The sequence below is a fragment of the Streptomyces sp. NPDC050287 genome (assembly GCF_044459385.1).
Classification (GTDB): domain Bacteria; phylum Actinomycetota; class Actinomycetes; order Streptomycetales; family Streptomycetaceae; genus Streptomyces.
This window is the reverse complement of sequence record NZ_JBITIY010000031.1, coordinates 17,977-29,923: the sequence shown is the minus strand read 5'-3', so window position 1 is coordinate 29,923 and position 11,947 is coordinate 17,977. Positions and strand designations below refer to the sequence as shown.

10 protein-coding genes are annotated in these 11,947 nt (G+C 73.8%); 6 read left to right on the top strand and 4 right to left on the bottom strand.

All coding sequences use genetic code 11. From position 1 onward, the window contains the following. Nucleotides 1-221: 221 nt before the first annotated feature. Genes ACIBK3_RS45985 through ACIBK3_RS45970 form a run of 4 tightly spaced genes read right to left on the bottom strand, consistent with a single transcriptional unit; the run spans nt 222 to nt 4,455 of the window. On the bottom strand, nt 222-1,646 hold the full coding sequence (locus ACIBK3_RS45985) for an FAD-dependent monooxygenase (RefSeq protein WP_399374585.1): 1,425 nt from the start codon (nt 1,644-1,646) through the stop codon (nt 222-224). Between the two features lie 6 nt (nt 1,647-1,652). Continuing rightward, nucleotides 1,653-2,570, bottom strand: a complete 918-nt coding sequence (locus ACIBK3_RS45980) for a TIGR03621 family F420-dependent LLM class oxidoreductase (protein WP_399374584.1) — start codon at nt 2,568-2,570, stop codon at nt 1,653-1,655. Further along, the gene (locus tag ACIBK3_RS45975; protein ID WP_399374583.1) at nt 2,567-3,700 is read right to left on the bottom strand and encodes an alpha/beta hydrolase; all 1,134 of its coding nucleotides are present in this window, start codon (nt 3,698-3,700) and stop codon (nt 2,567-2,569) included. The genes ACIBK3_RS45980 and ACIBK3_RS45975 overlap by 4 nt, the downstream gene beginning before the upstream one ends. After that, the gene (locus ACIBK3_RS45970; protein WP_399374581.1) at nt 3,697-4,455 is read right to left on the bottom strand and encodes a 2-oxo acid dehydrogenase subunit E2; all 759 of its coding nucleotides are present in this window, start codon (nt 4,453-4,455) and stop codon (nt 3,697-3,699) included. The genes ACIBK3_RS45975 and ACIBK3_RS45970 overlap by 4 nt, the downstream gene beginning before the upstream one ends. Before the next feature lie 892 nt (nt 4,456-5,347). Here ACIBK3_RS45970 and ACIBK3_RS45965 point away from each other — a divergent pair. The 6 genes from ACIBK3_RS45965 to ACIBK3_RS45940 are packed head-to-tail and all read left to right on the top strand — an operon-like array spanning nt 5,348 to nt 11,922. Then, nucleotides 5,348-6,580, top strand: a complete 1,233-nt coding sequence (locus ACIBK3_RS45965; protein ID WP_399374580.1) for a cytochrome P450 — start codon at nt 5,348-5,350, stop codon at nt 6,578-6,580. Continuing rightward, a complete protein-coding gene (locus ACIBK3_RS45960; RefSeq protein ID WP_399374579.1) occupies nt 6,577-6,804 on the top strand; it encodes a ferredoxin in 228 nt (75 codons plus the stop codon). The genes ACIBK3_RS45965 and ACIBK3_RS45960 overlap by 4 nt, the downstream gene beginning before the upstream one ends. Continuing rightward, entirely contained in the window at nt 6,801-8,411 is a 1,611-nt protein-coding gene (locus tag ACIBK3_RS45955) for an ABC transporter substrate-binding protein (RefSeq protein ID WP_399374577.1), read from the top strand. Before ACIBK3_RS45960 ends, ACIBK3_RS45955 begins: the two co-directional genes overlap by 4 nt. Nucleotides 8,412-8,418: 7 nt before the next feature. Next, nucleotides 8,419-9,354 carry an ABC transporter permease gene (locus ACIBK3_RS45950; RefSeq protein ID WP_399374576.1) on the top strand — a complete coding sequence of 312 codons (936 nt, stop codon included), beginning with the start codon at nt 8,419-8,421 and terminating at the stop codon, nt 9,352-9,354. Then, the gene (locus ACIBK3_RS45945; RefSeq protein ID WP_399374575.1) at nt 9,351-10,259 is read left to right on the top strand and encodes an ABC transporter permease; all 909 of its coding nucleotides are present in this window, start codon (nt 9,351-9,353) and stop codon (nt 10,257-10,259) included. Before ACIBK3_RS45950 ends, ACIBK3_RS45945 begins: the two co-directional genes overlap by 4 nt. Next, a complete protein-coding gene (locus tag ACIBK3_RS45940; RefSeq protein WP_399374574.1) occupies nt 10,246-11,922 on the top strand; it encodes a dipeptide ABC transporter ATP-binding protein in 1,677 nt (558 codons plus the stop codon). The genes ACIBK3_RS45945 and ACIBK3_RS45940 overlap by 14 nt, the downstream gene beginning before the upstream one ends. Nucleotides 11,923-11,947: the final 25 nt, after the last annotated feature.

Genomic DNA, 11,947 nt, shown 5'->3' with positions numbered 1-11,947 from the left:
GGCCGCTACCGGCTGCGCGTCGGACGCTCCAGCCGCGATCTGCGCCTCATGGCCGAACTCGTCGTTGACGACGGCGGTCTCCACGCCGCAGCGTGGCCCCCCCCCCCGCCCCCATTGCCCCCCCCCCCCCCCCCCAAGCCCCCCCCCCCCCCCCCCCGGGCGCCCCCCCCCCCCCCCCCCCCCCCCCCCCCCCCACCACTGGTCTTTCGTGCGTACGCGCCTCAGCGCGGCGCCCCGAACCACTGCTTCAGGGCCCTCTCCAGGTCGCCGGCGCCCTCGGCCCAGACCACGTGCCCGTCCGGCCGCAGCAGCGCGGGCGCCGTACCGGCCGCCGTCGGATCCACGGTGTCCACCCGGTCCGCCCACCCGGCGGCCGCGTGTGCCCGGGTGGAGGGGGCGATGAGTACGCCCCGCCCCGTGCGCAGCAGTGGCGCGGTGCCGGGCAGCCGGTGGCCGAGGAGGTCCGCCGCCCCGGGGATCTCTCCCGCGTCGTCGACCCGGTAGCGCACGTCCGTCCCGGTCACCAGCTTCACCAGGTACTCGTTGACCTGGTCGAGGCGGGTCAGCTCGCCGAACAGGGCGCGGATGCCCGCCGCCCCCGCCGCCGGGTGCATCAGCGCGAGCTGGGCGTCCAGCGCGAGGCGGGCCCGCTCGCCCTCCGAGTGGCGTTCGGCGTGGTAGGTGTCGAGGAGGCCGGGCGGGGCCCAGCCGGCGAGGTCGGCGGCGAGCTTCCAGCCGAGGTTCACCGCGTCCTGGAGGCAGGTGCTCAGACGCAGTCCGCCGAGCGGGTAGAACGAGTGCGCGGCGTCACCGGCGAGCAGCACCCGCCCCAGCCGGTAGCGCTCCGCGTTCCCGCTGACGCTGGTGAACCGCTCGGCCCACAGCAGGCGCCGCGCCGGCAGCATGCGCCCGGTCAGCTCCTCGATGTCCGCCTGGAACCGGTCGAGCGAGACAGGGGTGCCCGGCGAGCCGTCCTCGGCGAACGTGGTGGTGATCACCCGCAGGGTGGCGGGGCCCGCCGGGGCGCCCGAGTAGACGCCGCCCGAGCCCATGTAGTGGGCGCCCAGGTGCTGGACAGACAGGTCGGCGAAGTCGGCCTCGATGTCCCCTACGGTGCCGGAGACGGTCCAGCCGCTGCCGGGGAAGCCGATGCCGGCCAGTTCCCGTACGGTGCTGTCCGCGCCGTCGGCGCCCACGACGTAGGAGCCGCGCAGGAGTTGCTCGCCGTCGGCGGTGCGCAACCGGACGCTCACCGAGTCGGCGAACCGGCCGAGGTCCACGACCTGCGTGCCACGCCGGATCTCGACCCCGAGCTCCTCGGCGCGCCGGCGCAGCACGGCCTCCAGACGGGACTGCGGGACGAGGAGGCCGCGGGCGGCCGGAGGGCCGGGCAGTTCCTCGGGGCGCAGCCACAGCAGGGAGAAGTGGGCGCCGGGCAACGGCAGTGCGGCCTCGCGCAGTTCGTCGGCGAGGCCGCGCTGGTCGAGGATGTCCATGACGGCCGCGTTGACGGCCTGGCCGGGGGAGTGCGGGGCCGGTGCCTCGTCCCGGTCGAGCACGACCGTGGGCACCCCGGCGAGTGCGAGTTCGGCGGCGAGCAGCAGTCCGGTGGGGCCGGCCCCCACCACGATGACGGGATCGGTCATGCCGGCTCATCCTTCCCGGAGCAGCGGGATCACGGGGGCGAAGGCGTGCAGGTCGGGGCCGAGGACCATGAAGGAGCTGAGCCCGTGGCGCTCGCGGTGGCCGCGCAACTGCTCCGCCATCTCCTGGTGGGTCCCGATGAGGAGGGTCGGTACGTCGAGCAGTTCGTCCAGGGAGAGATGCGGGGCGAAGGCACGGACGGACTCGGCACCGGCTTTGCGGTCCTCGGTGACGACGACCCGCTTGATCCCGACGTTCAGTTCGAGCGGGCGGTCGTCGTCGAGGTCGGGGGTGCGGCCGCTCGCCGCCGTGCGTACGAGGTCGGCGCGCTCGGCGAACTCGTCCGGCGACAGGAGCACCAGCCCGCCCTCGGGCGGCAGCGTGGCGCCGACGAAGCAGACCGCGTCGGCCCGCCGGGCGGCCAGTTCCAGCTCGGCCGGCTCGTTGGCACCGACCATCAGGGGCGGCCGGGGGCGCTGGACGGGCTGCGGCTGGTGCTCGGCGTCCGGCAGCAGCCGCTGAAGGACGTCCAGCGTCTCGGCGAGCCGGGCGAGCCGCTCGTCCGCGCCGAGCGCGGCGGTCGCGCCGCACCCCGACTGGCCCTGGTGCAGGCCGACTTCGAGCCTTCCGCCGACGAGCCGGTCGGTGCCGGCGATCTCCCTCGCGAGCACCTCCGGCTCCCACAGCGAGGTGTTGGTGAGGTAGGTGGCGACCCGGATCTGGTGGGTGGCCATCGCGGCGGCCACCAGCGAGGGGAACGGCGCGGGCATGCCGAGCCGGTCCGTGGTGCCGATCATGTCGTAGCCGAGCCGTTCGGCCTCCCAGGCCGTCGACGGCCAGTCCGCGTCGGGCGCGATGACGTTCACGCCGAATCGGTACGGGTGGTTCGCGGGCGGTGGGTTCGGGGACGGGGAGCTGGTCGTCATGGGCCGACCTCCTGTACGGCGGTGCGCCGGGCGACGGCACCGGTGATCTTCTGGCGGGTGCGGAGCGCGGAGAGCACTCCGCCGAGAACCGCGCGCTGCGGCCCGTAACCGCCGAGCATCTCCAGCGCGGAACGCAGGCTCCACAGCCGGGACTCGGCCACATGGGACGGTGAGCCGTGCACGTCGTCGTGGACGAGGAGCCGCAACTCGCGCACGCGCTCCTCCAGGAGCAGCCGGTCGCCGGGCGGGATGATCTCGTCGCGCGCACTGGCTGTGTACGCCAACGGCACGTCGAGCGCGGCGAGTTCGTCCTCGCTCAGGGCCCAGCCGGTCATGTGCTCCAGTACGGTGTCGGGGCGCTCGCCGGTCAGATGGGCGAGGGTGTCGACGGTGACGCGCGGGATGCGCGGCCGCCACGTGGTGTCGGTGAAGAACTCCCGGATCGGGGCGCCCGCCGTGATCACACCGCGGATGCGCTTGTCGGTGAGGGCGGCCCGCAGCGCCAGGTGGCCGCTGAAGCTCATCATCAGGGCGTACGTCCGGGTCACGTCGGCCCGGCCGCCGAGGGCGTCGAGCAGTTCGCCGACCAGGTGGTGACTGTCGGCCGTGTAGCGCCGGGTGTTCTCCCCGACGCCCGGCATCTCGACGGCGACGACGGCCACGCCGAGCCGGGAGGCCTTGGCGACGATCGGTCCGAACTGCTCCTTGACGCTGACGATGCCGCCGCTGAGCAGCAGGACGGGGGGCAGTTCGCCGCCGCGGGCGTCGAGGCCGGCCGCCCACGCGGTCATCCGGCCGCCGGGCAGCTCCAGGTCGAGGCGCTGGATGCCCGCGCTCAGGCCCAGGCGCCAGCGGTTGAAGGAGGCGACGGTGCGCTCCTGCGCGTCGGCGCGGGCGGGGCCGTCGACGAAGGGGAAGCGGGCGATGTTGAAGTGCCGGCCCGCCTCCAACTCCTTTCCCGCGCGCTCCAGTTCGATGCCGGCCGCGGTCCACTCGCGGGCCCAGGAGCCCGGTTCGCCCTCCTCGTCGTGGCGCACGCGTCCGAGGATGTCGCGGGCGCGGTCCTGGGGGATGCCGAGGATCCGCGCGTGCACCCCGATGAACCGCTTGAGTTCGGTGACGTCGTTCACCGCAGGCCCTCCTCGCCCGAGTAGCTCTCCAGGACCGTCTTGACCTCGGTGAGGATGTCGGCGGCCTCCGCGCCGTCGATGACCCGGTGGTCGAAGGTGAGGTTGAGCCGCATCACCGGAGCCGTCGTCACCTCGCCGTCCCGCACCACCGGGCGCTCCACGACCCGGCCCACCCCGAACGTGACGGTCGTCCCGCCCACCGAGTGGAAGCCGTCCACCGCGCGGTGCCCGAGGGAGCTGACCGCGAACGTGCCGAAGAAACGGGGGTGGCTCACCAGTGACCGCACCGCTCTGCGGTACAGCGCGCGGGCCACCGGGTGGGGCAGCCGGTGCAGCATCAGCATCGGCGCGAACTCCGGCATCGTGGCCGGGTCGCCGTCGCGGTAACGCTCGACCTCGCCCTGGATCGCCTTCAGGTCCGTACGGTCCAGGTCGGGCAGCACCGCGGAGACCACCACCCGGCGGCCCCCGACCTGCTTGTCCAGGACGATCTTGCCGGCCACCTCGCCGTAGCGCGCGAGCCGCCGGCCGCGGATCGCCGCGTTGGCCTCCGGGTGCGCGGCCAGCACCCGGGCCGCGGAGTGCAGCACATAGGTGACCAGGGACAGCCGGCTCGCGCCGCGGTGTGCTTCCCGGTGCGCGAGGACTCCCGACATGTCGACTTCGGTGTCCAGGTGCACCGGCGAGAAGGGGCGTATCTCGTCGAGGAAGAAGAGCGTGTGACGCCGCTCCCGGGCGATGGCTGAGATCTGCATCCCGCCAATCTCGACAGCCGGGCTTAAGGCCCCCCTAGCGCGAGCTAAAGCGGGACACGGCGGCCGTACGAGGGGCCGCGGGCTTGGTGCTCGGCCCGAGCCGGGGCGTTGACCCCGTACGCGGGCCGTAGTACGGCCGACTCGTCCGGTGGGCGGCGGGAAGCGTGGTCGGCCGGCACTGTGGTCGGCCGGCGGCGGCGCCTCCCCGGGCCGCTGCGCGAGCCGGGTGGTGGCGGCATGCGCCGCGCGGCGCGGGATCCGGCCGGTGGCGCCGGGCCGCACCGGCCTGGGGCGGTCGAGTCGGGCGGAGCTGACCTCGCCCGGCTCGATCTCGATCTCCGCGCCGAGGCGTGCCCTCGGCCTGTGCCGACTGGCGGTCGGGCTACGGCGCTCGCGTCCGGGCGGGGCACCCGGGACGCCGCGCTGAAGCGAAGGGCCCGTCCGCATCCCACAGTCGCGCTGGCGAAGGGCCCGTCTGCCCCGTACTCGCGCTGTAGGGGTAGCCCCGTCCGCCCCCGTACTCGCGCTGCAGGGGAAGGCCGCTCTGCCCGTACTCGCGCTGTAGGGGTAGCCCCGTCCGCCCCCGTACCCGCGCTGCAGGGGAAGGCCGCTCTGCCCCGTACTCGCTCTGAAGGGGTAGCCCCGTCCGCCCCGTACTCGCGCTGTAGGGGAAGCCCGTCCGCTCCGTACCCGCGCAGAAGCGCAGGCCCTCCCATCCCGTACGCCCGCTGAGGCGCCGCTCCGAGCCTCCCCCCATTAGGGCGGCCTTTAGCGCCGCGTTAGCGGGCGGTTGAAGGGTGGGGGGTGTCCGGCACGTCGATGTGCCGCTTCCGTTCGGCGCGTCGGTCCGGCATTCGCGCCGGCTGTCCGCTCGCTGCTCGCAGGAGACCTCATGTCACATCCCGGCTCCTTGAGTCCCGTCGACTCCACCGAGCCGCTGCCCGACTTCCCCCAGCAGCGCCGGTGTCCCTACCAACCAGCCCCCGGCTACCGCGAGTTGCGGCAGCGGGGGCCGGTGGTGCGGGCCCGGCTCTACGACGGGCGGCCGACCTGGGTGGTGCTCGGGCACGCCGAGGCCCGCACGCTGCTCATCGATTCACGGCTGTCGTCGGACTGGTCCCGGCCCGACTTCCCCTCGCCCAGCGCCCGCCGCAAGGCGATCCTGACGGCGACGATGCTCATCGGCATGGACCCGCCGGAGCACACCGCGTACCGGCGCCGGGTCATCTCCGCCTTCTCGGTACGCCGCACCCGCGAGCTGACCGAGGAGATCCAGCGGCGGGCCGGTGAACTCGTCGACGCCATGCTGGCCAAGGGGCCGGACGCCGACGTCCTCAGGGATCTGGCACTGCCCGTCTCCTCGTACACGATCTGCGGCATCCTCGGTGTCCCGTACGAGGACCACGACTACTTCGAGAAGCAGTCCGCGCAGCTGGTGTCCCCGCAGGTATCGCCGGAGGAGGTCGGCCAGGCGCTGCTCAACCTGCGGGGGTACCTGACCGAACTGGTCGACCGGAAGGAGCGGGAGACCGAGCCGGGCCCCGGGCTGCTCGACACACTGGTCCACGAGGACCTGGCCGACGGCTCGCTCAGCCGGGAGGAGGTCATCCGGCTCGGGATCATCCTGCTGATGACCGGCCACGAGACCACCGCCAGCATGATCACCCTCAGCGTGTTCACCCTCCTGCAGAACCCCGAACACCTCGCGGTCTTCCGCGCCGGCCCGGACAAGGCGGCCCTGGCTGTCGAGGAGCTGCTGCGCTACCTCTCCATCGGCGACGTCGTGATGCGGGTGGCCGCCGCCGACATCGAGATCGGCGACCTCACCATCCGCGAGGGCGACAGCGTGATGCTGAGCATGGCGGAGATCAACCGCGATCCGGATGCCTTCGCCGACCCGGACCGGCTCGACCTGGAGCGCGGCGCCCGCCACCACGTCGGGTTCGGTTTCGGCGTACACCAGTGCATCGGCCAGAACCTGGCCCGCGCCGAGGTGCAGAGCGCGCTCACCGCCCTGTTCGACCGCATCCCGGACCTGCGGCTCGCCGTGCCCGCCGAGCAGGTCGAGATCAAGCCCGCGCACAGCGGGGTGCAGGGCATCTACGCGCTGCCCGTGGCCTGGTGACCGCGGTGCGGATCACCACCGAGCCCGAGCGCTGCGTCGGCGCAGGACAGTGCGCGCTCACCGACCCGGATCTGTTCGGGCAGGACGACGACGGCATCGTCGAGTTGCTCACCGACGGCACGGCCTTGGACGCCGACACGGCCGAACGGGCCCGTGAGGCGGCCGCGTTGTGCCCGGCGGCCGCCATCGCGCTGCACCCGGCTCCGGAGCCGGGGGCGGCATGAGACGGGGCGCGCCGGTCGGGCGGGTGGTGGCCGCCGTCCTGTTGCTGGTGTCCGCCGCCGGCTGCGCGGCCGGCACCGGTTCCACCGGGCCCGGCGGCCGGCTGAGCTACGCCGTCGAGGCCCAGCCGGACTGCATGGACCCTCAGATCAGCCCGTACGACGTGACCGCTGCCATCGGCCGGAACATCTTCGACTCGCTGGTCTCCCTGGATCGCGAGGGCACCTTGCGGCCCTGGCTCGCGACCAGCTGGAAGATCTCCGACGACGGACTCGACTACACCTTCGAGCTGCGCGAGGGCGTCCGCTTCCACGACGGCACCGCCTTCACCGCCGACGCCGTGAAGGCCACCCTCGACCACGCCGTCGCCCCTGAGACCAAGTCGCAGTACGCCGCCGGCCTCATCTCCATGTACCGAGGCGCCACGGTCCTGGACGCGCACACCGTACGGATCCACCTGTCGCGCCCGTACGCGCCCCTGCTCCAGGTACTGTCCACGGCGACCTTCGGCATCCAGTCCCCGACCGCCCTGCGCGCCCACCAGGGCCGCACCTGCGTACACCCTGTCGGCACCGGCCCCTTCGTGTTCGCCGACTGGATCCGCAACCGCAGCATCGAGCTGGACCGCAACCCCGCCTACGCCTGGGGGCCCGAGGGCGCCGCCCACCGGGGACCGGCCCGACTCCCCGGTCTGACCGTGCAGTTCATCCCCGAGGCGGCCTCCCGCTTCGGCGCGCTCAGCTCCGGACAGGTCGACATCGCCGCCGTGCCGCCCGGCAACATCAGCACGCTCCGGCACGCGGACGGCTTCAGCTTTCTGCGGGCACCGCAGCCCGGAGCGCCGTACGTCCTGCTGCTCAACCCCTACCGCGCGCCGCTCGACGACCGGCGTGTCCGGCAGGCCCTGCAGCACGCGGTCCGGTTCGACGCACTGGTCCAGGCGCTGTACTCCGGTCAGTACCAGCGCGCCTGGAGCGCCCTGTCACCCGCCACGCCCGGCTACGACCAGCGGAGCGAAGGGACCTGGGCGTACGACCCGGAGCTGACGGCCCGTCTGCTCGACGAGGCCGGCTGGACCGGACGCGACGGAGCCGGCTACCGCACCAAGGACGGCAGGCGGCTCACCGTCCAGTGGCCCTACATGGCGTCCCAGATGCGCGACCAGCGCGCCCTGCTCGCTCAGGGCATCCAGGCGGAGGCCAAACGCGCGGGCATCGAGGTCCGCCTCACCGCCATGGAGCCGGGCAGCTTTCTGCAGAAGGCACTCGGCCGGGACGCCGACCTGATGGGCTTCAGCTGGAACCGGGGCGATCCCGACATCATGCGCACCTTCTTCGCCTCCGACCAGACCGCGCGACAGGGCGGCAGCAACGCGTTCGCCGTGCACGACAGCCGCCTCGACCGGTGGCTGAAGGACGCCTCCGTGACCCGCGACCCGGCTGCCCGCGACGCCCTCTACGCCAAGGCGCAGCGGCGGGTGAACGACGAGGCGCTCGCCCTCCCGGTGTACGCGCCCGCCACCCTGCTCGGCGTCGCCGACCGGGTGCGTGGAATCACCACCGACGCGCAGGCCTACCCGCTGTTCTACGACGCCCGATGGGAGGACTGAGCGACCGATGCCCCCGATGCTGCGCTGGCTCCTTCGCCGACTGCTGCTCGCCGTACTGGTCGTGGCGGGCGCCGCCCACGCCGTGTTCTTCGCTTTCGCCCTGCTCCCCGGCGACCCGGTGCGCAGCGTGCTCGGCTCGACCAGTCCCGCACCGGACGTGGTCGCCGAGGTCCGCCGCGACCTGGGTGTCGACGAACCGCTCGTCGTCCAGTACGGCCGTTTCATGGGCCGCCTCCTGACCGGTGACCTGGGCGACTCCTACCAACTCCAGGAACCCGTGGCAAAGGTGATCGGCAGTCAGGTGTGGCCGACCGTGCAACTCGCCGTCGCCGCGCTGGCCCTCGCGCTCGTCGTCGCGGTGGCCGCCGCCGTCCTGACCGCGGGCCGGCCGCGGGCCCGCCGTGTCTCCTCCGCGCTGGAACTGGTGGCGGCCTCCAGCCCGGCGTTCTGGACCGGCATGCTGCTGCTCGCGCTGCTGTCGTTCCGGCTCCAGTGGTTCCCCGCGATGGGCGGCTCCGGCGCGAGCGGCCTCGTTCTGCCCGCGGTGACGCTCGCCGCCGGGATGGCGGGCGTCTTCAGCCAGGTGCTGCGCGAGGAGATGGAACGCGCCCTGGAACAGCCCTTCGTGGCCACCGCCCGGGCCCGCGGTCTGGGCGAGAACGCGATACGGCTGCGGCACGCCCTGCGGCACGGTCTGATCCCCTTGGTCACCCTGGCCGGCTGGGCGGTGGGCACGCTCTTCGGCGGTGCCGTGGTGGTGGAGAGCGTCTTCAGCCGCCAGGGCCTCGGGCAGATCACCGCCGACGCGGTGGCCCGCCGCGACCTGCCGCTGGTCACCGGCGTGGTCCTGGTCTCAGCGGTGGCCTTCGCGCTGATCAACCTCCTGGTGGACGTGGGCTACCGCCTGATCGACCCCCGGATCGAGCAGAGGAGCATGGGGTGAGCACCTCCACACCACCGGCCGCCTCCGACGCCCCGGCCACGACCGCGCCCTCGGCACCGGACGTACCCCGACGCCCACGGGGCGCCTTCCGCCCGGGTCCGGGTACGTCGCTGGCCTGGGCGGCACTGGTACTGGCCACCCTCGCGGCGCTGGCCCCCGGCGTCCTCGCGCCGCAGCAGCCGGACGCGATCGACCCGGTGAACGCGCTGGCCGGACCCGGCTCGGGCCACTGGCTGGGCACCGACCAGCTGGGCCGCGACGTGCTCAGCCGGATCGTGCACGGCGCCCGCGCCTCGCTCCTCATGGGCTTCGGCGCGACCGCGTTCGCCGTCGTCGCCGGGGCGCTGCTCGGAGTGCTCGCCGCGACCGCGGGACGGGCCGTCGACCAACTCCTGATGCGCGTCACCGACGTTCTTCTCTCCTTCCCCGGTCTGATGCTCTCCCTCGTCGTGGTGGCTCTGCTCGGCCCGGGCGCCGGCAACGCGACGCTCGCCATCGGGGCCTCACTGCTGCCCGGCTTCCTACGACTCGCCCGCGGTCAGGCCCTGGCCGTCCGCGACAGCGACTACGTGCGCGCGGCGGTCGTCGGCGGCCGGGGACGCGGCAGCGTCTTCTGGCGCCACATGCTGCCCAACGCGCTGCCGCCCCTGCTCGTCCTGGCCACGGTGAACGTCGGCAGCGCCATCATCGCCGGTTCCACCCTCAGCTTCCTCGGCATGGGACCGCAGCCGCCGTCCCCCGAGTGGGGCGCGATGCTCTCCGAAGGCCGCGACCACCTGGAGACGGCCTGGGCCGCGGCCGTCTTCCCCGGCCTCGCCGTCACCGTCACCGTCGTCGCGGTGACGGTCGTCGGCCGGGACCTCCAGCGGCGGCTGTACGGGAGGGACGCCCATGACCGGGCATGACGACGACGCGGGCACACCGCTCATCGACGTACGGGACCTGCGGATCGCCTTCGGGCAGGGACGGCACCGCACCGAGGTGGTGCACGGCCTCGACCTCACGCTGCGGGCGGGCGAGTGCCTGGCCGTGGTGGGGGAGTCCGGGTCGGGCAAGACCGTCACCGGACGGGCCCTGGCCGGGCTCACCGGGCCGGGCGCCACGGTCACGGCCCGGCGGCTGGCGTTCGACGGCCGCGACCTGACCGGACTGACCGAACGCGAGTGGCGGCGGCTGCGGGGCGCCGAGGTCGGCCTGGTCCTCCAGGACGCCCTGGTCTCCCTCGACCCGCTGCGCCGCGTCGGCGACGAGATCGCCGAATCGCTCGCCGCCCACGCCATCGGCACCCGGCGCGACCGCCCCGCCCGCGCCGAGGAGCTCCTGCGCGACGTCGCGATGCCCGAACCGGAGCTGCGGGCCCGGCAGTTCCCCCACCAGCTCTCGGGCGGACAGCGTCAGCGGGCGCTCATCGCCTCCGCGATCGCCGCCTCGCCCCGCGTGCTGATCGCCGACGAACCGACCACGGCCCTGGACATGACCGTGCAGGCGCAGATCCTCGACCTTCTCGCGGCCCGCCGGGCCGACGGCACCGCACTGCTCCTGATCAGCCACGACCTGTCCGTGGTGGCCCGGCTCGCCGACCGGATCGCGGTGATGCACGACGGCCGCATCGTGGAGTCCGCACCGGCCCAGGCACTGCTGGAGCAACCACGACATCCGTACACCCAAAAGCTGTTGGCGGCCGTGCCCACGTTCTCCCCGGCTCCGTCCCGAGGACGGTCGGCCCTCCGGCCCGAGGACGCCGGCGCGGTGGTGCTGCGGGCCGACGGGCTGACGAAGAGGTACGGAAACACCGACGCCCTGAGGGGAGTGTCCTGCGAGCTGCGCGCGGGGGAGACCCTCGGCGTGCTCGGCGAGTCCGGTTCGGGCAAGACCACGCTGGGGCAGGTCGTCCTCGGGCTGACCGAGCCCGACGCCGGAGAGGTGACGCTGCTCGGCCGGCCCTGGTCCCGGCGTCGCGAGTCGGAACGGGCGGCGCTGCGCGGCCGTATCCAGCTGGTGCAGCAGGACCCGCTGTCCTCGTTCGACCCGCGCTGGAGCGTCGAGCGGATCGTCGCCGAGGCGCTCGGCGCCCCCGGCCGCCGCGCCGCCCGAGGCCACCGCGCCCGGCTCGCCGAACTCCTCGCCCTGGTCGGTCTGGACGAGGCGATCCTCGACCGCAGACCACGGCAGCTCTCCGGCGGCCAGCGCCAGCGCGTGGCGATCGCCCGCGCGCTGGCACCCGACCCGGACGTCATCGTCTGCGACGAGCCGGTGTCCGCCCTCGACGTCTCCGTGCAGGCCCAGGTCCTCGACGTGTTCGAGGAGGTGCAGCGGCGCCTCGGGATCGCCCTCCTGTTCATCTCGCACGACCTGGGGGTGGTGCGGCGCATGAGTGACCGTGTCGCGGTGATGCGGGCGGGCCGGGTCGTCGAGGCCGGGCCGGTGGAGGAGGTCTTCACCCGGCCCCGGCACGCCTGGACCCGGCAGCTCCTGGACGCCGTGCCGGGCCCGGACGCCGGGCGCGGCCTGCCCGGCGCCACCCCGATCCGTTCGACCGCTTCCCCGACTGCCCAGGCCGAAGCCTGAAGTGATTCCGGCCGTACCCGACGAT

Bases quoted from the DNA above. Each gene is read 5' to 3' on its own strand.
- ACIBK3_RS45950 (WP_399374576.1), top strand. From the start codon at position 8,419: ATGCCCCCGATGCTGCGCTGGCTCCTTCGCCGACTGCTGCTCGCCGTA.
- ACIBK3_RS45985 (WP_399374585.1), bottom strand. From the start codon at position 1,646: ATGACCGATCCCGTCATCGTGGTGGGGGCCGGCCCCACCGGACTGCTG.
- ACIBK3_RS45980 (WP_399374584.1), bottom strand. From the start codon at position 2,570: ATGACGACCAGCTCCCCGTCCCCGAACCCACCGCCCGCGAACCACCCG.
- ACIBK3_RS45965 (WP_399374580.1), top strand. From the start codon at position 5,348: ATGTCACATCCCGGCTCCTTGAGTCCCGTCGACTCCACCGAGCCGCTG.
- ACIBK3_RS45955 (WP_399374577.1), top strand. From the start codon at position 6,801: ATGAGACGGGGCGCGCCGGTCGGGCGGGTGGTGGCCGCCGTCCTGTTG.
- ACIBK3_RS45940 (WP_399374574.1), top strand. From the start codon at position 10,246: ATGACCGGGCATGACGACGACGCGGGCACACCGCTCATCGACGTACGG.
- ACIBK3_RS45970 (WP_399374581.1), bottom strand. From the start codon at position 4,455: ATGCAGATCTCAGCCATCGCCCGGGAGCGGCGTCACACGCTCTTCTTC.